The organism is Mycobacterium kyorinense (assembly GCF_002101735.1).
Taxonomy (GTDB): domain Bacteria; phylum Actinomycetota; class Actinomycetes; order Mycobacteriales; family Mycobacteriaceae; genus Mycobacterium; species Mycobacterium kyorinense.
In genome coordinates, this window is sequence record NZ_LQPE01000122.1 from 1 (window position 1) to 21,171 (window position 21,171).

The 21,171-nt window shown below is 68.1% G+C and carries 21 protein-coding genes, 1 tRNA gene and 1 pseudogene; 8 read left to right on the forward strand and 15 right to left on the reverse strand.

The genetic code is table 11. The features are described from left to right. Positions 1-55: 55 nt before the first annotated feature. The 4 genes and pseudogenes from AWC14_RS14625 to AWC14_RS14640 form a co-directional block, all read right to left on the reverse strand. A pseudogene (locus tag AWC14_RS14625) lies at positions 56-1,150 on the reverse strand (DUF7159 family protein); the annotation flags it as partial. 160 nt (positions 1,151-1,310) lie between these two features. Then, positions 1,311-1,401, reverse strand: a tRNA-Ser gene (locus AWC14_RS14630). 29 nt (positions 1,402-1,430) lie between these two features. Next, the gene (locus tag AWC14_RS14635; RefSeq protein WP_045376082.1) at positions 1,431-1,889 is read right to left on the reverse strand and encodes a nucleoside deaminase; all 459 of its coding nucleotides are present in this window, start codon (positions 1,887-1,889) and stop codon (positions 1,431-1,433) included. Beyond that, complete coding sequence (locus AWC14_RS14640; protein WP_045376085.1) at positions 1,886-2,398, reverse strand: tRNA adenosine deaminase-associated protein; 513 nt, start codon at positions 2,396-2,398, stop codon at positions 1,886-1,888. The genes AWC14_RS14635 and AWC14_RS14640 overlap by 4 nt, the downstream gene beginning before the upstream one ends. An 86-nt stretch (positions 2,399-2,484) precedes the next feature. Here AWC14_RS14640 and AWC14_RS14645 point away from each other — a divergent pair, with 86 nt between their 5' ends. Then, on the forward strand, positions 2,485-3,429 hold the full coding sequence (locus tag AWC14_RS14645; RefSeq protein WP_045376194.1) for a prephenate dehydrogenase: 945 nt from the start codon (positions 2,485-2,487) through the stop codon (positions 3,427-3,429). On the opposite strand, the gene AWC14_RS14650 is transcribed toward AWC14_RS14645, so the two are convergent. Genes AWC14_RS14650 through AWC14_RS14670 form a run of 5 tightly spaced genes read right to left on the reverse strand, consistent with a single transcriptional unit; the run spans position 3,392 to position 7,448 of the window. Continuing rightward, the gene (locus AWC14_RS14650; protein WP_045376088.1) at positions 3,392-3,952 is read right to left on the reverse strand and encodes a putative glycolipid-binding domain-containing protein; all 561 of its coding nucleotides are present in this window, start codon (positions 3,950-3,952) and stop codon (positions 3,392-3,394) included. The two genes, AWC14_RS14645 and AWC14_RS14650, sit on opposite strands and share 38 nt — an antisense overlap. Positions 3,953-3,977: 25 nt before the next feature. Then, the gene (locus AWC14_RS14655) at positions 3,978-4,724 is read right to left on the reverse strand and encodes an ABC transporter permease (protein WP_081968044.1); all 747 of its coding nucleotides are present in this window, start codon (positions 4,722-4,724) and stop codon (positions 3,978-3,980) included. Then, complete coding sequence (locus tag AWC14_RS14660) at positions 4,721-5,416, reverse strand: ABC transporter permease (RefSeq protein ID WP_045376091.1); 696 nt, start codon at positions 5,414-5,416, stop codon at positions 4,721-4,723. The genes AWC14_RS14655 and AWC14_RS14660 overlap by 4 nt, the downstream gene beginning before the upstream one ends. Positions 5,417-5,418: 2 nt before the next feature. After that, complete coding sequence (locus tag AWC14_RS14665; protein ID WP_057003474.1) at positions 5,419-6,513, reverse strand: ABC transporter ATP-binding protein; 1,095 nt, start codon at positions 6,511-6,513, stop codon at positions 5,419-5,421. Further along, on the reverse strand, positions 6,510-7,448 hold the full coding sequence (locus tag AWC14_RS14670) for an ABC transporter substrate-binding protein (RefSeq protein WP_045376094.1): 939 nt from the start codon (positions 7,446-7,448) through the stop codon (positions 6,510-6,512). The genes AWC14_RS14665 and AWC14_RS14670 overlap by 4 nt, the downstream gene beginning before the upstream one ends. Before the next feature lie 75 nt (positions 7,449-7,523). On the opposite strand from AWC14_RS14670, the gene AWC14_RS14675 reads away from it, so the two are divergent. After that, positions 7,524-7,871, forward strand: a complete 348-nt coding sequence (locus AWC14_RS14675; protein WP_045376098.1) for a LapA family protein — start codon at positions 7,524-7,526, stop codon at positions 7,869-7,871. Here the strand turns inward: AWC14_RS14675 and AWC14_RS14680 are convergent. Beyond that, the gene (locus AWC14_RS14680; RefSeq protein ID WP_045376101.1) at positions 7,868-8,473 is read right to left on the reverse strand and encodes a histidine phosphatase family protein; all 606 of its coding nucleotides are present in this window, start codon (positions 8,471-8,473) and stop codon (positions 7,868-7,870) included. The genes AWC14_RS14675 and AWC14_RS14680 overlap by 4 nt on opposite strands. An 83-nt stretch (positions 8,474-8,556) precedes the next feature. Between AWC14_RS14680 and AWC14_RS14685 the strand changes: the two genes are divergently transcribed. From AWC14_RS14685 to AWC14_RS14705, 5 genes are all read left to right on the forward strand, one after another. Continuing rightward, positions 8,557-9,567, forward strand: coding sequence for a phosphotransferase family protein (locus tag AWC14_RS14685; RefSeq protein ID WP_045376104.1), 1,011 nt, complete (start codon positions 8,557-8,559; stop codon positions 9,565-9,567). Beyond that, complete coding sequence (locus AWC14_RS14690; RefSeq protein ID WP_045376107.1) at positions 9,564-10,328, forward strand: SDR family NAD(P)-dependent oxidoreductase; 765 nt, start codon at positions 9,564-9,566, stop codon at positions 10,326-10,328. Before AWC14_RS14685 ends, AWC14_RS14690 begins: the two co-directional genes overlap by 4 nt. Positions 10,329-10,396: 68 nt before the next feature. Continuing rightward, positions 10,397-11,680: an acyl-CoA dehydrogenase family protein gene (locus AWC14_RS14695; protein WP_045376110.1), complete on the forward strand. Its 1,284-nt coding sequence runs from the start codon at positions 10,397-10,399 to the stop codon at positions 11,678-11,680. Then, positions 11,658-12,275: a TetR/AcrR family transcriptional regulator gene (locus AWC14_RS14700; protein ID WP_045376200.1), complete on the forward strand. Its 618-nt coding sequence runs from the start codon at positions 11,658-11,660 to the stop codon at positions 12,273-12,275. Before AWC14_RS14695 ends, AWC14_RS14700 begins: the two co-directional genes overlap by 23 nt. Continuing rightward, complete coding sequence (locus AWC14_RS14705; protein ID WP_045376113.1) at positions 12,275-13,246, forward strand: NADPH:quinone oxidoreductase family protein; 972 nt, start codon at positions 12,275-12,277, stop codon at positions 13,244-13,246. Before AWC14_RS14700 ends, AWC14_RS14705 begins: the two co-directional genes overlap by 1 nt. 5 nt (positions 13,247-13,251) lie before the next feature. Here the strand turns inward: AWC14_RS14705 and AWC14_RS14710 are convergent, their stop codons facing one another. Next, the gene (locus AWC14_RS14710; protein ID WP_045376203.1) at positions 13,252-15,129 is read right to left on the reverse strand and encodes an alkyl/aryl-sulfatase; all 1,878 of its coding nucleotides are present in this window, start codon (positions 15,127-15,129) and stop codon (positions 13,252-13,254) included. A 164-nt stretch (positions 15,130-15,293) separates the two neighbouring features. On the opposite strand from AWC14_RS14710, the gene AWC14_RS14715 reads away from it, so the two are divergent. After that, the gene (locus tag AWC14_RS14715; RefSeq protein ID WP_045376116.1) at positions 15,294-15,740 is read left to right on the forward strand and encodes a lipoprotein LpqH; all 447 of its coding nucleotides are present in this window, start codon (positions 15,294-15,296) and stop codon (positions 15,738-15,740) included. Positions 15,741-15,743: 3 nt separating this feature from the next. Here the strand turns inward: AWC14_RS14715 and AWC14_RS14720 are convergent, their stop codons facing one another. Genes AWC14_RS14720 through AWC14_RS14735 form a run of 4 tightly spaced genes read right to left on the reverse strand, consistent with a single transcriptional unit; the run spans position 15,744 to position 21,077 of the window. After that, complete coding sequence (locus AWC14_RS14720; protein WP_057003472.1) at positions 15,744-17,603, reverse strand: ArnT family glycosyltransferase; 1,860 nt, start codon at positions 17,601-17,603, stop codon at positions 15,744-15,746. After that, positions 17,603-18,853, reverse strand: a complete 1,251-nt coding sequence (locus AWC14_RS14725) for a bifunctional glycosyltransferase family 2/GtrA family protein (RefSeq protein ID WP_045376119.1) — start codon at positions 18,851-18,853, stop codon at positions 17,603-17,605. Before AWC14_RS14725 ends, AWC14_RS14720 begins: the two co-directional genes overlap by 1 nt. A gap of 45 nt (positions 18,854-18,898) precedes the next feature. Beyond that, positions 18,899-20,395, reverse strand: a complete 1,497-nt coding sequence (locus tag AWC14_RS14730) for a sensor histidine kinase (protein WP_057003471.1) — start codon at positions 20,393-20,395, stop codon at positions 18,899-18,901. After that, a complete protein-coding gene (locus AWC14_RS14735) occupies positions 20,373-21,077 on the reverse strand; it encodes a response regulator transcription factor (protein WP_045376122.1) in 705 nt (234 codons plus the stop codon). The genes AWC14_RS14730 and AWC14_RS14735 overlap by 23 nt, the downstream gene beginning before the upstream one ends. Between the last annotated feature and the right edge of the window lie 94 nt (positions 21,078-21,171).

The following is a 21,171-nucleotide window of genomic DNA, read 5'->3' on the forward strand; positions in this document are numbered from 1 at the left end:
TTCAGATTGCGTCGGGATCGTCCGCCAACGCCTCGGCGGCCTTGCGGGCCAGGTCGGGCGGTGCGGGAGCCGCGGGTGCGGGCGCAGGAGCTTGGGGCGGTGGTGCCGGCTGGGGTGGCGGCGCCTGTTTGGTTGGGGCGACGACACTTTGGCCCAGATTGGGCCGCTGGTTGACGTGCGGCCGGATGTCGAGCGCAAGCGCAATCGCCAGTGCCGCAACTCCGACGACGAAGATCGTCAGCACTGAAAGCGCTATCAGGAACGGCTTGCGTTCGGGGTGGTCGGCATCGGAGCGGAAGTCGAGTTCCTCGGCGTCGCCGGCTGGGTCGGCGCTGTACGCGAGCGGTTGGCCGCCGTCAGCAGGCGGGGCGTCGGGCGCCAGACCGGCGGCCAGCGCCATTTCGGGGTCGACGAGACCCGTGCCCGGATCCTGCGCGTAGGCCACCGCGGCGGTCGAGGACTCGAAGAGCGGTGCGTGCGCCGACGCCAGCGCGGCGCCGCGGGCCAGCGCGGTTTCCGGTTCCTCGGCGGCGCTGACCGCAAGCGTCGTCGCCGCCTCCAGCTCCGACTTGATCATCCCGACGTCGACGCCCGAGCCCACCACGAATAGGCCCTGCGGCCGCGACGGCAAACCGTCGGCATCCGCCGTCAACGCAGTGATCCGGGCTACGGCCTCGGTGTCGTCGTCGGGCAGGACTGCCCGGTGAACATCGGTGATCGAACCGTCGGCGGAGTCGACGACGGCCAGGGTCGCACTGTCCGGTTCGATGAACAGCAACCCGGTGTGCGCGTAGCCCATCGCGGAGCCGACCGTTTGGGCCAGCGCGGCAGCGGCCAGGAACGCCGACACCAGCATGACGTTCTCCACCTTGCGGACGGCCAACACATCCCGCAGCGCGCTCGCTTCGACGGGATCGGTCCAGGTCACGCCAGTCGAAGCCAGCCGGTAGCCGCCTTGGTCGGCGCTTTCCCGAGTACCGAGGATCGCCGCGATCACCTGGTCGGCAGCGCTGGTGGTTGGCGCGGTGTCGTCGTCCGCGGAGATAGCGAAGTTGTCCTCGTCGACGGTGGCGCCGTCCGCGTTTTCGCCTTCTACCAGCACCATGCGGACAGTCGTCGGTGCCATCGACACCCCGAGCACGATGTCCACAGTTCCTCCACGCGGTGTGCCGGCCGCTGGGAGTCTGCGTGAAGAGCGGTCTTCTGCTGCGGCGCCGCACGCAGGCCCCCCGTGACCCCTGGTGCTTCGACCATACTCGCTTCGGCACCACCCGCGCGGACGTCAGCCGTGCTGTTCGGTGCAGAAAAGTTGGCGGTGGCGGAGGGATTTGAACCCTCGGACGGGGGTTACCCGTCACACGCTTTCGAGGCGTGCTCCTTAGGCCGCTCGGACACGCCACCGCCGGACAGCTTACCGAACGCGGCCGCGCTCACCCCAATCGCTGGCGGGTGAAGAAGTCCTCCAGCAGCGCCGCGCACTGGTCGGCCAGCACGCCGCCGCGCACCTCGGGCCGGTGGTTCAGGCGCCGGTCACGCACCACATCCCACAGCGAGCCGACCGCGCCGGTCTTGGGCTCCCACGCCCCGAACACCAGCCGCCCCACCCGCGCCATCACCAGCGCGCCGGCGCACATCGTGCACGGCTCGACCGTGACCGCCAGCGTCGCACCCTCCAGTCGCCACCCGTCGCCCAGGACGCTGGCCGCGGCCCGCATCGCCAGGATTTCCGCGTGCGCCGTCGGATCACCCAGGGCTTCCCGGGCGTTCACCGCGCGGGCCAGCTCGGTGCCGTCGGGGCCGACGATCACCGCCCCCACCGGGACGTCGCGCGGGCCTGCGGTGGCAGCAACCGCCAGAGCGGCGCGGATCAGGTCTTCGTCGGACCTCACCGACCGAGGCGATCGAGCACCGCGGACAGCTCTTCGGCGAAGCCCATCTCCCGCGCGATGCGGCCCAGCTGCTCATCGGCGTACAGGTCGGTCTCGTCGAGGATCACGCCCAGCACCGCCTCGGGCAGCCCGATGTCGGAAAGCAGCCCCAGGTCGCCTTCCTCGAACGGTTCGGCGTCCTCCAGGTCCTCCGGATCGATGTCCGCGTCGAGGTTCTCCAGCACTTCGGCGGCAATGTCATAGTCGAGCGCCGCCGTGGCGTCTGACAGCAGCATCCGCGTTCCCGACGGCCCCGGACGCAGGATGACGAAGAACTCGTCGTCGACGTCGAGCAGCCCGAAAACAGCTCCGGCGCTGCGTAGCTCGCGCAGTTCGGTCTCGGCGTCGGCCAGACTGGTCAGCGCCTTGCGGCGCATCGGGGCGCAGCGCCACTTGCCGTCTTCGCGCACGACGGCAATGCCGAAGCCGTCCGGCGCGTCCGCCTGCGCAGAGGCCCGCTGTCGTGCCATGCGCGCAACGCTAGTCCCTGACGGTGCAGCTTGACCAGCGAACTTGCCGCGAAATGTGCCAACCTTGAGGCGTGGCAAAGACACCGGTGTGCGTACTTGGGCTGGGCCTGATCGGCGGCTCGATCATGCGAGCCGCGGCCGCAGCAGACTACGAGGTTTTCGGCTACAACCGCTCCGTCGAGGGGGTCCAGGCGGCCCGCTTCGACGGTTTCGACGCCACCACCGATCTCAGCGAGGCCCTGACCCGCGCCGCCGAACTGGGCGCGTTGATCGTGCTCGCCGTTCCGATGCCGGCGTTGCCGTCGCTGCTCGCCTATATCGCCGAAATGGCGCCGGACTGTCCGCTCACCGACGTCACCAGCGTCAAGAGCGCGGTGCTCGACGAGGTCAGCGCCGCCGGTCTGCGGGATCGCTTCGTCGGCGGCCACCCGATGACCGGAACCGCGCACTCGGGTTGGGCGGCCGGGCATGTCCGGTTGTTCAGCGGGGCGCCCTGGGTGGTCAGCGTCGACGACCACGTCGACCCCGCGGTGTGGACGCAGGTGATGACGTTGGCGCTGGATTGCGGCTCAGTTGTGGTGCCGGCGAGGTCCGACGAGCACGACGCCGCCGCAGCCGCGATTTCTCATCTGCCGCACCTGCTCGCCGAGTCGCTGGCCGTCACCGCCGCCGAGGTTCCGCTGGCTTTCGCGCTGGCGGCCGGGTCGTTCCGCGACGGCACCCGGGTGGCGGTCACCGCGCCGGATCTGGTGCGCGCGATGTGTGAAGCCAACGCCGGCCAGGTTCTGCCGATGGTGGACCGGTTCATCGAATTGCTCACTAATGCCCGAGAGTCGCTGGCGCACAACAACTCTGTGGCCGAGCTGGTCGAGGCCGGGCACGCCGCACGCACCCGCTACGACAGCTTTTCGCGGCCGGAGATCGTCACCGTCTTCGTCGGCGCGGAGAACTGGCGCGAGGAACTGGCCGCCGCCGGACGGGCCGGCGGGGTGATCAGATCCGCTCTGCCAAGCCTGGATACTCCACGATGAAGCCGTCGGCGTCTACCAGCAGAGTCGTGTCGGACACCGGCGTTTTCACCTTGACCTCCCCGATGCTGGCCGAGTTGGCGTTGCTGTAGGTGACGACGGCTGACGTGATGGACATTTCGGGCAGCCCCAGGTAGATCACGGGCACGATGATCGAGTCGGCCCGCTCGTGCAGACCGTGGCGGCGGATCGGCAGCGTATTGAAGAACGGACTGAACACCACGTCGACGTCCAGCGCGCCGTCGAAGGCGGCCCGCGACTCGCCGCGGTGGTCGGTGACCAGCCACATGTTCTCCTCGTCGCGGGCGATCGAGAGCTGGCGTTCCCGCTCGGCGAGTGTCACCGTCAACCCGAACCGTTTGGTGGCGCCGGTCTCGTCGGTCTGCAGGTCGTAGTAGGCGCCGAACGCCGGCTGGGCGTCGGTCGCAGCGGCGACGATGCGGCCGTTGGCCTTGATTCGATTGCCGGACAACTGCACCCGCACCGATTCCATGCGGTAGCAGTCGGGTGCGCGCCAGGTCAGCATCGCCGGCCAGGCGCTCGACGTCGCATCACGAGGGGCTGGGCTCACCCGCTATACCGTAGGCGACCCGGCCGGGTGACGCCCAGCCTGTCCGTCCGGTCGGCAAGAACCGTTGCAGCCGGCCGGTGCCCGGCACCGACACCCACACCGCGAACGCCAGTGCGGCATCAAGGATCAACGCCAGAGCGGCCACCAGCAGCGCGCCGACCAGCGCGATGTGGAACTGGCGCACCTTGATGCCGTCGATCAGGTAACGGCCCAGCCCGCCGAGGCTGGCGTAGGCCGCCACCGTCGCCGTGGCCACCACCTGCAGGGTCGCGGTGCGCAGCCCGCCGATGATCAACGGCAGCGCGTTGGGCACCTCGACGCGCAGCAACACCCGCGGCTCGGTCATGCCCATCGAGCGGGCGGCGTCGACGACCTTCGGATCGACGTTGGACACCCCGGCATACGTGCCGGCCAGCAGCGGCGGGATGCCCAGCAGCATCAGCGCGACGATCGGCGGCCCCAGGCCCAAACCCCAGACCAGCACGGCCAACAACAGCACGCCCAGGGTGGGCAGCGCACGCAGCCCGTTGATCGCGGTGACCACAACCAGGGCGCCGCGACCGGTGTGCCCGATGACCAGCCCGATCGGGATCGCGATCAGCGCCGAAGCCGTCACCGCCAGCGCCGTGTATTCCAAGTGCTCCAATGTCCGTGCCGCCAGGCCCGTCGGCCCGCTCCAGTGGGCGGCGGTGAACAGGTAGGACAGTGCCTGGGCGAGAAAGTTCATCGCGCGCCACCCACGATCGGGGCTCGCAGCGGCGCCCGCAGCCGTCGGCGACCGGCGCGCGACGCGCGTTCCCACGGCGTGGCGACGCGGCCGGCCAGCACGATCAGCGTGTCGATCACTATCGCCAGCCCGAAGATCGCGATGATGCCGGCCACCACCTGGTCGCTCTTGTCGGCCTGGTAGCCCTCCGTGAACCAGGCGCCCAGGCCGCCGATGCCGATCACCGCGCCGACCGAGACCATCGAGATATTCGTCACCACCACGACTCGCAGTCCGGCTATTAGTACCGGGATAGCCAGCGGCAGTTCGACTTTCAGCATCCGGGTGATCGGCCGGTAGCCGACAGCGGCAGCGGCGTCGCGCACCTGCTGCGGCACCGCATCCAGCGCCTCGAGTACCGCCCGCACCAGCAGCGCCGCGGTGTAAAGCGTCAGCGCGACAACGACATTCGCCTCGTCGAGGATGCGCGTCGGGATGACCAGCGGCAAGACCACGAACAGCGCCAGCGACGGGATCGTGAACACGATGCTCGCTGTCACGGTGGTCAGCCGCCGCAACGTGGTCCGACGCTGCACCGCCACCCCCAGCGGCAGCGCGATCGCCAGCCCGAGCAGCACCGGCACCAGCGACAGCCGCAGGTGAACTACCGTCAGCGTCCAGGCCGCCGGCAGGTGGGTGAGCAGGTAATGCACGGCTAATCCAGCCGCCGCGATTCCAATGCGGCCAGCACATCGGTGGCCAGCACCCCGCCGATGACCTTGCCCGCCTTGTCCACTGCCACGCCCAGCATCGACGGCGAGGCCAGCGCGGCGTCGAGTGCCTGGCTGAGGTTGCCGGCCGGGCGCAACTGCGAACCGACGGCGGTCACACTGTCGGGTAGCGACGCGCCGCCGCGGTACAGCCGTAGGCCTTCCGCGTCGATCCATCCCAGCGGGCGACCGTCATGGTGGACCACCAGCGTCCAGCCGTCGCGCAGTTGCGCGGCGTCGACCTCGGACTCCGCGATCTGCGGAATGTCGTGCAACGGAAGGCCATCGGCGTCCAGGCATTGCAGCCACCGGTAGCCGCGACCAAGACCGATGAAGCTCGAGACAAGATCGTTGGCCGGACGCGACAGCACCCGCGCGGGTTCGTCGTACTGCTGCAGCGACCCGCCCGGGCCGAACACCGCAATGTAATCGGCGAGCCGAACCGCCTCGTCGATGTCGTGCGTGACAAACACGATGGTCTTGCGCAATTCGCTTTGCAGACGCACGATTTCGCGTTGCAGCTCACGGCGCACTATTGGGTCGACGGCGGAAAACGGCTCGTCCATCAACAGAATCGGCGGGTCGGCGGCCAGCGCCCGCGCGACGCCGACGCGTTGCTGCTCGCCGCCGGAGAGCTGCGCGGGGTAGCGGCTGGCCAGCTTGGGGTCCAGTCCGACCCGTTCCAGCACCTGGTAGGCGGCGGCGCGCGCAGCCCGACGCGACTGACCCTTGAGCACGGGCACCGTCGCGATGTTGTCGATCACCCGCTGATGCGGCATCAGGCCCGCGCCCTGGATGACATAACCGATTCCCAGGCGCAGTTTCACCGGGTCGACGCCTGCCACGTCGGCGCCGTCGACGGTGACGGTGCCCGATGTCGGCTCGATCATCCGGTTGATCATCCGCATGGAGGTGGTTTTGCCGCAGCCCGACGGGCCGACGAAGACGGTCAGTGCGCCCTGCGGCACTTCCAGGGACAGACGGTCCACGGCGACGGTGCCGTCGGGATAGACCTTGCTCACGTTGTCGAAGCTGATCATTGCCGGATCGGGTGGTCGAAGCCGTTGTCTCGCAGCCATTTTCGCGCGGCTTCGTCGGGGTCGACCCCGGAGTTGCCGGCGACCGCCATGTTGAGTTGGGCCAGGCCCGTGGTGCTCAGTTTGGCCGACACCGCGTCGAGCACATCTTTGAGCCGATCCGACTTCTTCTGCGAGTTGACCAGCGGCACAATGTTGCCCGCCAAGAAGTTGTGCTCGGGATCGTCGAGCACCACCAGGTGGTTTTGCGGGATGGCCGGCGAGGTGCTGAAGATGTTGGCCGCGTTGACCGTTCCGTCCAGCAGCGCGCGCACCGTGACCGCGCCGCCGCCGTCGCTGATCGCCACGAAGTTGCCGGGACCGACATCCAGCCCGTATTTCTGCCGCAGCCCCATCAGTCCGGACGGCCGGCTCTCAAACGCCGACGGCGCCGCGAACCTCACCTCGGCCGAGTGCGGAGCCAGATCGGCGATGGTTTTGAGGTTCCACATGGCGGCGGTCGAGGCGGTGACGGTAACTGTGTCGGTGTCGGACGCGGGCGACGGCGTCAGGATCGACAAGTCGCCGGGCAGCCGTTTGTAGAGCTCCAATTCGACGGCATCGAGCATGGTCACCATCGAGTCGGGCTGAAAGTACAGCAGCAGGTTGCCGATGTATTCGGGAACCAAGTCGATCGAATGGTCTTTGAGAGCCGGGATATACGTTTCGCGGCTGCCGATCCCCAGGCGGCGTCCGACGTCGAAACCGTTGGCCTGCAATGCCTGTGCGTAGACCTCCGCGAGGATCTTGGATTCGGGAAAATCAGCGGACCCGACGACGATCGACTTCATGCTGGCCGACATCCCGCCGAGGGGGTTGGCGCTGCCGCAGGCCACCGCGGCGAGGCACACCGCAATGCACGCGGCCGCGCTCCGCGCGCGTCGCCGCAGCATGCCCATAGTTGCCGACACTATCGCCACAAGCCATGCCGCGCTTTGCGTTTATTTTCGCGGCTGAAAGGGCAAGATGGGGCCATGAGCAGCGATCCATCCGTGTCGCCCGATCAGCCTCGCCCAGCCGAAGTACCGGCGCACGACGCCGCCAAGCCACCGGCGGGTTCGCCGGTGATGTTCACCCGCGCCGGCGCGGTGTGGACGGCGCTGACCGTCGGCTTCCTGATTCTCATCGTGCTGCTGATCTTCATCACCCAGAACACGGCCTCGGCGCAATTCCAATTCCTGGGCTGGCACTGGAGTTTGCCGCTGGGTGTGGCGATTCTGCTGGCGGCGGTGTGCGGCGGGCTGATCACCGTGCTGGCCGGTACCGCACGGATCTATCAGCTGCGGCGGGCGGCGAAAAAGCACGCCTCGGGTCGGCGTTAACGCTGGTTTCGCGGCAGCAGGTCCCACACGTGCTCGGTGCAGTTGACCGCCGCGACGCTGGCCTGCCCGGTCCGGGAGAACAGCAGGCGGGTCACCGACACGTAGTCGATCGGGAACGACAACAGCCGCGGGGTGCCGAGGATTTCGTGCAGCACCACGTTGATCACGCCGCCGTGGCTGAACACCGCCACGGTGTCGTCGGGATCGGCGGTGGCGACCACGTCGTCGACGGCGGCGTTGACGCGGGCGCGGAAACCGGCCTCGTCGACCGAGCTGGGTAACCGCCCCTCGGCCATCCGCGCCCACTCCTGCGGGTTCTCCTCGCGGATCTGCTCGATGGGGATATAGAGGGGCAGGTCGCGGTCGTACTCGGCGAACCGTTCGTCGATGTCGACGGCGAGGTCTCGCGCCGCGGCGACGGGTTCGGCGGTCTGGATGGCGCGCCGCTGCGGACTGCTGACCACCCGGGCGATCGGAAACCGGGCGAGCGCCTCGGGTAACCGTTCGACCTGCTTGAACCCCTCGTCGGACAGCTCGGGGTCGGCGCCTTGGCCGGGTTCGCTGCGAAGCGGCAGGGCATGCCGGACCAGGAGCAGTTGCATGCGCTCAGCCTCGCACTCGCGGCGAAGTGCTCCCGCACACAGGTGGAGAATGCTATTCTCCGCATGGAGAGTGAGGTGTGCGAATGGTGGACGCGGGCGTGCTGGGTCGCTGGCTGGACGACCATGGCGCCCCGGGCGCCGGCGAGCAACCGGTGCTGAAGCCGCTGTCGGGCGGCTCGCAGAACACGTTGTATCTGATCGAGCGCGGTGGCGAGCGCATGGTGCTGCGCATGCCGGGCGCCCGGGCGGACGCGGCCCGGATCGACGGCCTGTTGCGCGAGATCCGGCTGGTGCGGGCGCTGTCCGGCACCGATGTGCCACATGCCGAGCTGATCGCCGCCGACGATGCCGGCGATCTGCTCGGCATGCCCTTCTATGTCATGCGCGCCATTGACGGCTGGAGTCCGATGGACGGCGGCTGGCCGGCGCCGTTCGACACCGACCTGGCGGCGCGGCGCCAGTTGGCGTTCGAACTCGTCGGCGGCGCGGCGAAACTGGGCCGGGTCGACTGGCGCGCGCAGGGCCTGGAGGGCTTCGGCCGCCCGGACGGATTCCACGAACGGCAGGTCGACCGCTGGCTGGCCTTCTTGGCTGCCTATCGGGTGCGCGACCTTCCCGGGCTCGACGAGGCCGCCGACTGGTTGCGCCGCAACCGGCCGTCGCACTACACGCCGGGCATCATGCACGGCGACTACCAGTTCGCCAACGTGATGTTCGCGCACGGGGCACCGGCCAGGCTGGCCGCGATCGTGGACTGGGAGATGACAACCGTCGGCGACCCGCTGCTGGATCTGGCCTGGTGCCTGCTGGGCTACGACGGCGAGCATCCGCGCACCGACGGGTTTTATCTGGACATGGCCGGCATGCCGGCGCGCAGCGAACTGCTCGAGCATTACGAGAACATCAGCGGCCTGTCGACCGAGAACATCGACTACTACCTGGTGCTGGCCAACTGGAAGCTCGGCATCGTGCTGGAAAAGACCTACGCTGCCGGTGTGCGCACCGACAAGGTCGACCCGAAGATCACCGAGGCATTCGGCCCGATGATTCCGCGGCTGATCGCCACCGCCGCCGAATTGGCGCGGTCGAAATGAGTTACGCCGAGCAGCTTTTCGACCTGACCGACCGGGTGGTGCTGATCACCGGCGGCAGCCGGGGACTGGGCCGGGAAATGGCGTTCGGGGTTGCTCGCTGCGGCGCCGACGTGGTGATCGCCAGCCGCAACATGGACAACTGTGTCGCGACCGCCAAGGAGATCGAGGCCGAGACCGGGCGGGCCGCCATGCCGTATCAGGTGCATGTCGGGCGATGGGACCAACTCGACGGCCTGGTGGACGCGACCTACGACCGGTTCGGCAAGGTCGACACGCTGATCAACAACGCCGGCATGTCCCCGCTCTACGACAAGCTCAGCGACGTCACCGAGAAGCTGTTCGACGCCGTCGTCAACCTCAACCTCAAGGGACCGTTTCGGTTGTCGGCGTTGGTCGGCGAGCGGATGGTCGCTGCCGGGCGCGGATCGATCATCAACGTCAGCACCGCGGGCTCGCTTCGCCCGACGCCGGACATCGTCCCCTACGCGGCGGCCAAGGCCGGTCTCAACGCGATGACCGAGGCGCTGGCCAAGGCGTTCGGGCCGGCGGTGCGGGTCAATACGTTGATGGCCGGCCCGTTTCTGACCGACGTCAGCAAGTCGTGGGGCCTAGAGCAGGCTCGACAGAATCCGTTTGCGCACCTGGCGCTGCAGCGGGCGGGCGACCCCGCCGAAATCGTAGGGGCCGCTTTGTTTTTGGCGTCGGACGCGTCCAGCTTCACCACCGGCTCGATCCTGCGGGCCGACGGCGGGATTCCCTGAGCGGCGATCGCAAGCGCGGCGAAGCCGGGCGCAGCGGGTCGCCGCCAATCAACCTAAGGAGTAGCGACATGGCGTGGGACTTCTCCACCGAGCCGGAGTTCGAGAAGAAGCTGGATTGGATCCGGGAGTTCGTCCGCGACGAGGTCGAGCCGCTCGAGGTGCTCTTCCCCGGTTGCGAGTTCCTGCCGCTGAACGACCAACGCCGCCGCATCGTCGACCCGCTCAAACAGCAAGTGCGAGACCAAGGGCTGTGGGCACCGCACCTCGGGCCGGAGCTTGGCGGCCAGGGTTTTGGCGCGGTCAAGCTGACGCTGATCAACGAGATCCTGGGCCGCAGCCCGTGGGCGCCGATCGTGTTCGGCACGCAGGCACCCGACACCGGAAACGCCGAGATCCTGGCCCGGTTCGGCACCCAGGACCAGAAGGATCGCTACCTGGCGGGCTTGTTGTCCGGGGAGATCTTCTCCTGCTTCTCGATGACCGAGCCGCAGGGCGGTGCCGACCCCCGCGTCTTCACCACCCGCGCCGTGCGCGACGGCTCAGACTGGGTGATCACCGGGCGAAAGTACTTCTCCTCCAACGCTTCTGTGGCGTCGTTTTTCATCGTCGTCGCGATCACCGATCCGGACGTGCCGGTGCACCGGGGCGCGTCGACGTTCCTGATCCCGGCAGGCACACCGGGTCTGGTCGTCGAAGCCACGCATCACCTGACCGGTGCCCACCCGCACGAACCCGGCCACTCGCTGGTGCGCTACGACAACGTGCGAGTGCCGTCTGACGCCCTTCTGGGCGAGCCCGGCCAAGGCTTTTTGATCCTGCAGACCCGGCTGGCCGGGGGCCGGCTACATCACGCGATGCGTTCCATCGGCGTGGCCCAGCGCGCCATCGACATGATGGCGCGGCGTGCGAAAAGCCGTTTCACCCAAGGCAGTTCGCTGGCCGACAAACAGCTGGTGCAGGCGTTCATCGCAGATTCGTACACCGAGCTGATGCCGTTCCGGCTGGCGGTGCTGCATGCCGCGTGGCTGTGCGACACCGCGGGCGAGCATGCGGCGCGCACCGAAATCGGCGCGTGCAAGATCCTGGCATCGCAGGTACTCAAGTCGATCGGGCTGCGCGCGATCCAAGTCCACGGCGCGTTGGGGCTGACCGACCAACTGCCGCTGACCAACGTGCTGCTCGGCGGTGTGGCCCTCGGGTTGGCCGACGGGCCCACCGAGGCCCACAAGGTCAACCTGGCCCGGATGCTGCTGAAGAACTACGAGGCGGAGGATCCGGAGTGGCCCAGCGAGATGCTCGACGTCCGGCGGGATGCCGCCCGCGCGAAATATGGCGACCTCGTTGACCAGTAGCCGGGTCACGGCGGCCGTCGAACGCGCCCTCGACGACCGTCAGCGCGAGGCCACCGAGGAGGTCGAGCGGATCCTGGCCGCCGCGGTGCGGGTGATGGAGCGGGCAGCCCCGGATCCGCCGCGGGTCAGCGACATCGTCGCCGAGGCAGGGTCGTCGAACAAGGCGTTCTACCGCTACTTCGCCGGCAAGGACGATCTGATCCTTGCGGTCATGGAGCGCGGTGTGGGCATCGTCGTCTCCTATCTTCAGCACCAGATGGCCAAAGAGCCGACGCCGCAAGCCAAAATCGCCCGCTGGATCGAGGGCGTGCTGGCCCAGGTCGCCGATCCGCACCTGCTGAGCATGAGCCGAGCGGCGGCCGGGCAGATGTCATCCACCGCCAACGCCGACGAGGAGATCATGCGGCCGATGCGTGAGCTGCTGACCGAACCGGTTGCGGCGCTGGGCAGCAAGGATGTCAAGCGCGATACGGACGCGGTGTTCTACTGCACCGCAACCACGTTGCGTCGCTACCTGGATTCGTCCGCTCGTCCCAGTCGCGACGACATCGACCATTTGGTGCAGTTCTGCTTGCGCGGGCTGGGCGTGACGTGATGCGAGCCGTTGTCTGCCGTCGATACGGCCCACCGGAAGGCCTTGTCCTCGACGAGGTTCCCGACCCGACACCGGGCCCCGGCGAGGTGGTGGTGCGGGTGCGGGCCGCGGCGGTGAACTTCCCCGACGTGTTGTTGATCGACGGCAAATATCAGGTCCGGATTCCGGTACCGTTCACGCCCGGTAGTGAGCTGGCCGGCGACGTGATCGCGGTCGGGGACGGGCTCGGGTTTGCGCCGGGCGACCGGGTCAGTGGCACCGCGTTCGTGGGGGCGTTCGCCGAGCAGGCGCTGCTTCCCGCCGAGGCGGTGTCGCCCATCCCCGATGGCGCGGATTACGCTGCCGCGGCGGCGTTCGGCGTCGCTTACCGCACCGCCTATCACGCCCTGCGATCGGTTGCCCAAGTCGCAGAAGGCGATTGGGTGGTAGTGCTCGGCGCGGCCGGCGGCGTCGGGCTGGCCGCGGTCGATCTGGCGGTCGCGATCAAGGCGCGGGTGCTGGCCGCGGCGTCGAGTGAGAACAAGCTCGAGGTGTGCCGGCAGCGTGGGGCCGAAGCGACAGTCGACTACGACCGGGAGGACCTGAAGTCCCGCATCCGCGAACTCACCGACGGCGGCGCGCGGGTGGTGCTCGACCCTGTCGGTGGGCCGTATTCGGAGCCGGCCCTGCGTGGGCTCGGCCGCGGCGGCGTCTTTGTGACGCTCGGCTACGCCGCGGGAGCGATTCCGGCGATACCACTCAATCTTGTGCTGCTCAAAGGCATCACGGTCCGCGGCATGGAAATCCGGACGTTTCTCGGTGACCATCCGGCCGAGGCCGAACGCGACATGGCCGAGCTGGAAGCGATGTTCGCCGACGGCCGGATCCGGCCCTACATCGGCGCGCGGTTTCCGCTGACGGAGACTCCGGCGGCGCTACGGTATGTTGCCGAACGCAAGGCGATCGGCAAAGTCGTCATCGACGTCGATTGACAACGTCACGGCGTGACGATGTTGAACGCCGGGTCGGGCCGATCGAGAACACCGAGCAGCGTCTGCAGCGCCGTCTGGTCGCCGGAAAGCTCCAGGCCCGGTGAGCTGAAATCGCCGGCGGCGGCGGCCAGCAATCGGTCCTTGGTGTCCAGCCGCACCGTCACGCTCGCGGTCGCCGAGTCGGCGGGCAGTTTGCGATACACCAGGACCCCGTTGCGCAATGTGAGCCGGTAATTGGTGTCCAGGTCGGTCAACGTGATATCCAGCGCCAGATCCAAATCCCATGCCCGCGGCCCGTTGACGCTGATCGCCAGCGTGTCGAAGATCTGCTCCGGCGTCAGCTGGGACAGCAGCGACTGCGAGGTGGTCTGTGTCGCGGTCCCGAAGTTGCCGTCGCGCAATTCGGCGGCACCGGAGAGGAAGAAGTTGCGCCACGTCGCGTTCTCGGCGCCATAGGCCAGCTGCTCCAGCGTGTCGGCGTAGAGCTGGCAAGCGTCGCCATGCGCGCTGTCGGTGAACACCGCATGGTCGAGTAGTGTTGCCGCCCAGCGGAAATCACCGGAATCGAAAGCCTGCCGGGCGAGTTCGACGACGCGGTCCACACCGCCCATCGCGTCGACGTAGCGACTGGCCAGCGCCTCGGGCGGATGCGGCCACAAGCGGGCCGGGTTGCCGTCGAACCAGCCCATGTAGCGCTGGTAGATGGCCTTCACGTTGTGGCTGACCGACCCGTAGTAGCCGTGGGTATGCCACGCCTTGTCCAGCGCCGGCGGCATCTCGAACATTTCGGCGATCTCCGCGCCGGTGTAGCCCTGGTTGAGCAGCCGCAGCGTCTGATCGTGCAGGTAGGCATACAGGTCGCGTTGCAGCGACAGGAACGCGACGATCCGGTCGCGTCCCCAGGTGGGCCAGTGGTGAGAAGCGAATACGACGTCGGCGCGCTCGGCGAACAGGTCGATCGCCTCGGTGAGATATCCCGACCACACGTGCGGGTCGCGCACCAACGCGCCGCGCAGGGTCAGCAGGTTGTGCAGATTATGGGTGGCGTTTTCTGCCATGCACAAGGCCCGAAATTGCGGGAAGTAGAAATGCATTTCGGCGGGCGCCTCGGTGCCCGGCGCCATTTGGAATTCGATGTCCACGCCGTCGATTGTGTGCGTCTCGCCGGTCGCGCGGATATCGACTGTCGGGACGATGAGCGCCACCTCGCCGGTCGACGGCGCCTGACCCAGCCCGCAACCGACTTGGCCCTGCGGGCCGCGCTCCAGCATGGTGCCGTACATGTAGGTTGCGCGACGGGCCATCGCCGTTCCGGCGTAGACGTTTTCCTGCACGGCGTGACCGGTGAATCCTTCCGGTGCCAGCACCGCTACCCTTCCGGCGTCCACGTCCGCTTGTGATGTCACCCCGAGCACGCCGCCGAAATGGTCAACGTGACTGTGGGTGTAGATGACCGCGACGACGGAGCGGTCGCCGCGATGGGTGCGGTACAGCGCCAGCGCGGCGGCCGCTACTTCGGTGGACACCAGCGGGTCGATCACGATGATGCCGGTGTCACCTTCGACGAAGCTGATGTTGGAGAGGTCCAGCCCGCGAACCTGGTAGATGCCCGGCACCACTTCGTACAGGCCCTGTTTGGCAGTCAGCATCGACTGCCGCCACAGGCTGGGGTGCACCGACGTCGGCGGGTCACCGCTGAGAAACGCGTACGCATCGTTGTCCCACACCACGCGGCCGTCGGCGGCCTTGACGACGCAGGGGCTCAGCGCGGCAATGTATCCGCGATCGGCATCGGTGAAATCGGTTGTGTCGTCGATCGGTAGGCCGCTTTCTTGGTGTGCCGACTCGACGAATGCGCTCGGCGGCTTGTGCTCCACCCTCACCACGGTGCCATCAATTCACCTACATCGCACCGAAACGGGAGTGGAAATGGCTTCGTGACGTGGGAATTAATTTTTGCCGAATCCGATGTTCGCGACTCCGCCGAGTTGCATACTGCCGAAACGGTCCATCACTGTCGGGCCGCGGTAACGACAAAGGAGCACGGGTGAAACGTTCAGTAACGATCGCTGCAGCAGCGACGGCGATCGTCGTCACAGGTTTGACGGGCTGTTCGGGCGGTGGCGGCCAGAAGGTCAGCACCAAAGGCCATGCCAAGGTGGTGGTCGACGGCCAGGACCAAAACGCCAAGGGTCAGGTCACCTGCCAAAAGGCGGCGGGAGAGCTCCAGATCGGGATCGGCCAGCCCGGCTCGTCGGGCGCCGTCGCGGTCCAGGCCACCGACGCGAATCCGCCCGTGGTTCACCAGATCGCACTGGGCACCGTCAACGGTGTGAACCTTGCCTACCAGCAGGGCAGTCCCGGTGCCAGCGCCAAAGCGACGAAGGACGGCGACGGCTACAAGTTCACCGGTACCGCAACCGGCGTCGACCCGTCAAATCCCATGGCGGGCATGGTGAGCAAGCCGTTCGAAGTTGACGTGACCTGCCCGTAGCAGTCAGCCGGCGAGGTCGTACACCGTCGTCCCGCCCACTTTCTGCGGCGTGAAGTGCGCCTTGACCCATTCCGTGATGGCGGCGGCGGTGCCAGACGGTTTGCGCGGACCACCGGGTCCACCCGGACGCCCGCGGCCGTCGTCGGGAATGAAGTAGCGGACCTGCCCGGTGGCGACATACCGCTGAAACTGCGCCAACGTCGGTGAGTTGTCCTGACCGCTGAAACCACCGATCGCCATCACCGACGTGCCGGTGCTCAGCTCGAGGCTGTCCGTCAGGTGCGAGCCGATAGTTGCTGCTGCCCAACGCTTGTCGGCGGCGGTCAGCAGGAGCGCTTGCAGTGCATTGTTGTCGCCTGGCCGTGGTCCCGGGCTGCCGTGATCGGGGGCTGAAGCCTGTTCAGGCCCCGACCTCGGGATCGCACCGCCGTGATAGACCGCGACCGCTTCGACGGTGTATGCCGCAGTGCCGCCCAGCCCGAACAACAGCCCGGCCGCGGCCAGCACGGCGGGGTATCGGCGCAGCGGTCGGCCGATCAGCAGTGCCGCTGCCACGGCGATCGTCCCGACAAGCAGGGCCCAACGCAGCCAGGGCAGCCACTGCGGTGTGCGGTCGAGCAGGACGAAGTCCCACACGCCGGTCGCAATGACCATGGCGCGCAGCACAACCCGCGACGACGTGAACTGCCTGCCGCGCCAGAGCTCGCAGGCCGCGATTGCCACGACGGCGGCGACCGCCGGCGCCAGCGCAACGGTGTAGTAGGGATGCATGATGCCCTGCATGTAGCTGAAAACCAGCGCGGTCACCAACAGCCAACCGCCCCACAGCAACAGGCCCGCTCGTAGCCGGCTGGTTCGGGGCGCAGACCGTACGAACCACAGCGTGGCGATCAGTCCGATCAGGGCAGCGGGCAGCAGCCAGGAAATCTCGGTGCCCATCGACGTCCCGAACATCCTTGTGATGCCCGGCCCGCCACCGAACATCGGCGACCCGTTGCCCGGTTTGTCGCCCGGGCTGTGATTGCCGTCCCCGCCCAGCACCCGGCCGACGCCGTTGTAGGCCAGCGCGAGCTGCAGCAGGCTGTTGTCGGCGGAGCCGCCGATGTAGGGCCGAGAATCCTTGGGCCACAGGCTCACCAGGGCAACCAGCCAGCCGCCCGAGACCACCATGGCCGTCAGCCCGGCCAGCAGGTCACCGATCCGCTTCCACAGCGAGCCCGGCGCGGCGACCAGCACCGCCAGCGCCAGCGCCGGCACCACCAGGAAGGCCTCCATCATCTTGGTCAGGAAAGCGAACCCGAGCGCGGTTCCGGCGAGCGCAAGCCATCGACCCGACGACCCGTCGAGCGCGCGCACCGTGCAGTAGCCGGCGGCAACCAGCAGCAGGACCAGCAGCGCGTCCGGGTTGTTGTAGCGAAACATCAACGCCGCCACCGGTGTCAGCGCCAGCACCGCGCCGGCGAGCAGGCCGGCGGCGGGCCCACTGGCCCGTCGTACAGCGCCGTGCAGCAAGGCCACCGACCCGACACCCATCAGGGCCTGCGGCACCAGCATCGACCACGTGCTGAAACCGAACAGCCGCCCCGACAGTCCCATCACCCACATCGCTGCGGGCGGTTTGTCGACGGTGATCGCGTTGCCCGAATCGAGCGAGCCGAAGAACAACGCCTTCCAACTCTGTGTGCCGGCCTGCACGGCGGCGGCGTAGAACTCGTTGGCATAGCCGACGGCGCTCAGCCCCCACAGGTAGAGCAGCGCCGTCGCGGCCAGCAGTGCCCACAGCGCGCGGCGCTCCCATCGCGGTCGCCCCGAAGAGGCGGTCGGCGCCGAAATCGCCTCCGGCACAACGTCTGCCACCAGCATCATCGCACGGCCTCCTTGCCGCCACGTGCGGGATGGAACACCCATCCGCGCAGTAGTACGAATCGCACGACGGTCGCGGCCAGATTGGCCAGCACCAGCACGGCGAGTTCGAGCAGCCGTGGCGGATCGGTGACGTTGTGCAGCATGGCCAGCGCGCCACTGGTCAGCGCCAAGCCCACCGCGAACACCACCAGGCCCTCGAACTGGTGGCGGGCCGCGCCCGCACGACCGCGCACCCCGAACGTGAAGCGGCGGTTGGCTGCAGTGTTGGCCAGCGCCGTCGCCAACAGAGCGATCAGGTTGGCAGGCTGCGGGCCCAGAGGCCGCCGCAGCAGCAGGAACAGCGCGAGATACGCGAGCGTGCTGAGCACGCCGATCACTCCGAAATGCACCGCCTGACCCAGCAACGACCGGGACGCGCCGGCACCGCGGCCGAACTGTGCGCCGATCGCCTGGACCGGGATCTCGCCGCGCGCAAAACCCTTGAGCAGCCGAGCGATTCCCTTGAGGTCGGCCATTGCCGTCGCGACAATGTCCACCCGGCTGTCCGGGTCGTCGACCCAATCCACCGGCACCTCGTGGATCCGCAACCCGCTGCGTTCGGCCAGCACCAGCAGCTCGGTGTCGAAGAACCAACCGGTGTCGTGCACGTAGGGCAGCAGCTGTCGCGCGACGTCTGCACGGATTGCCTTGAACCCGCACTGGGCGTCGGAGAACCGGGCCGCCAACGTCGATCGCAGGATCAGGTTGTAGCAGCGCGAAATCACCTCGCGCTTGGCGCCTCGGACGACCCGCGAGCCGTGGTCGAGCCGCGTCCCGATCGCCAGGTCGGAATGGCCGGAGATCAGCGGCGCCACCAGCGGGGCCAGCGCCGCGAGGTCGGTCGACAGATCGACGTCCATGTAGGCCAGCACCGGCGCGTCCGAGTGTTCCCACACCGCATGCAGGGCGCAGCCACGGCCCTTCTGCTCCAGCCGGATCGTCCGCACCTCGGCCAGCTCGTTGGCCAGCGCCGCCGCGATCAGCGGCGTGGCATCGACGCTGGCGTTGTCGGCGATCGTGATGCGGAAGGTGAACGGAAAGTCCCGGGTCAGGTATTCGTGCAGGCGGTGAATCGAATCCGCAAGGGCCGCTTGCTCGTTGTATACCGGCACGGCGATGTCGAGCATCGGTACGCCGCGCTCCGCGGCGATCAGTGCGGGGCTGGGCCTGGCGTTGGCCTGCTCGCAGGTCGGTGCGATCGTGGTCATGTCGTCGATCGTCGGCGGCGGGTGTGGGGCGGCAGTGGGTAGCGGCTATGCGTCGGCTGTGAGCGGCAGCCGCACCGTGAATTTCGTGTGACCCGGCGCACTGTGCACGTCGATGGTGCCGTTGTGCGCCTTGACCACCGCCGAGACGATCGCCAGGCCCAGCCCGGTGCTGCCGCCCTTGCGGGACCGGGACGTGTCACCGCGGGCGAATCGCTCAAAAACCTCCGGCTGCAACGGTTCCGGAATCCCGGGCCCGTTGTCGGTCACCGTCAGCACGGCATGCGTGGTGTCGATGCTCAGCCCCGTCGTCACAACGGTTCCCGAACCGGTATGGATGCGGGCGTTGGTGAGCAGGTTGGTCAGAACCTGATGCAGCCGGGCAGCGTCGCCGGCGACCATCACCGGCTCGTCGGGCAGGTCGAGCTCCCACTGGTGATCCGGCCCGGCGACGTGCGCATCGCTGACCGCGTCGGCCGCCACGCGGGACAGGTCCACCGGTTCTCGCTCCAACGGCCGGCCGGAGTCCAGCCGGGCCAGCAGCAGCAGGTCCTCGACAAGGCGGGTCATGCGCTCGGTCTCGGATTGCACACGGCTCATCGCATGTGTCACCGCATCCGTGTCGTCGCGAACCCGTTGCGCCAGTTCGGTATAGCCGCGGATCGCGGCCAGCGGGGTGCGCAGTTCGTGGCTGGCGTCGGCGACGAACTGGCGGACCCTGGTCTCGCTGGCCTGCCGGGTGGACAGGGCGGCGGCGATATGGTCGAGCATCCGGTTCACCGCCGACCCGAGCTGGCCCACCTCGGTGTACGGATTGGCGTCCGGTTCGGGCACCCGCACCGGCAGCGCCACCTCGCCGCGGTCCAGCGGCAGGTCGACGACCTTGCTGGCGGTTTGCGAGACGCGCCGCAGCGGGGCCAGGGCGCGCCGCATGATCACGATGCCGGCAGTGGTCGCCGCGACCAGCGCGACCACGGTGACCACACCGATGATCAGCAGCATCCGGATCATGGTGGCGTCCACGTTGGACATCGACAGCCCGGTGACGAGAACATCGCCGCCGTGCCGCGCGGGGGCGGCGATCACGCGGTAGCGGCCGAGGCCGTCGAGATCGCGGGTCACCGGCGTGCGGTTGGGCACAACCGCATCCAGTTGAGCTTTCGCCTTGTCGGACAAGGCGGCTCGTGAGCCGGTGGTGGTCAGGTATCCGGCGTCGACGGTCTTGCCGCCACTGACCACGGCGGCGACCATCCCGACGGGTTGGCCCGGGGCGTCGAGGAATTCCGGGCCCGGTCCGGGCCTGGGAGCGCGGTGATGATGCCACGGCACCGGCGGCGGTGGCGGTTCGCCGAACATGCGCACCGAGCGATGCGACGCGTCGTGTACCTGAACGTCGAGCTGGCCCACCAGATACCGGTACAACGCGAGTTCGGTCACCGCACCGATTCCGACACAGGCGATGGTCAGCACGATCACCTGGCCGACCAGCAGCCGGACCCGAAGGGAGGCGGCCCGCCGCACGCTAGCGGGCCGGCTTGAGGACATAGCCTGCGCCGCGCAGAGTGTGGATCATGGGCTCACGCCCGTTGTCGATCTTCTTGCGCAGGTACGAGATGTACAACTCGACGATGTTGGACCGGCCGCCGAAGTCATAGCTCCACACCCGGTCGAGAATCTGCGCCTTGCTCAACACCCGCCTGGCGTTGCGCATCATGAATCGCAGCAACTCGAATTCGGTGGAGGTCAACGAGATCGGCTCGCCGGCGCGGGTGACCTCGTGGCTGTCCTCGTCGAGCACCAGATCGCCGACGACGATCTGCGCGCCGCTGTCGACCGTCGTCACGCCGGTGCGGCGCAGCAGGGCACGCAGCCGCAACACGACCTCTTCGAGGCTGAACGGTTTGGTGACGTAGTCGTCGCCGCCGGCGGTCAGGCCGGCGATGCGGTCTTCCACTGCGTCCTTGGCGGTGAGCAGTAGCACGGGCAGTTGCGGATTGTGTTCGCGCAGTTTGCGTAACACGTCCAGCCCGCTCATATCGGGCAGCATCACGTCGAGGACGACGACGTCCGGCCGCTGCTTGCGCGCCGCCTGCAATGCCGAGGCGCCGTCCCCCGCGGTGGCGATGTTCCAGCCTTCGTAGCGCAAAGCCATCGACACCATCTCGGCCAGTACGGCCTCGTCGTCGACCACCAGCACGTTGATCGGATTGCCGTCGGCACGGCGCATCACGACGCGCTCCGCTTGGGGTTGGCTCACAACTTCTTAGTATGCGCACCCGACTGGGTCGATGCTGTGCGAATCCTATGCGCGCGCTGTGAGC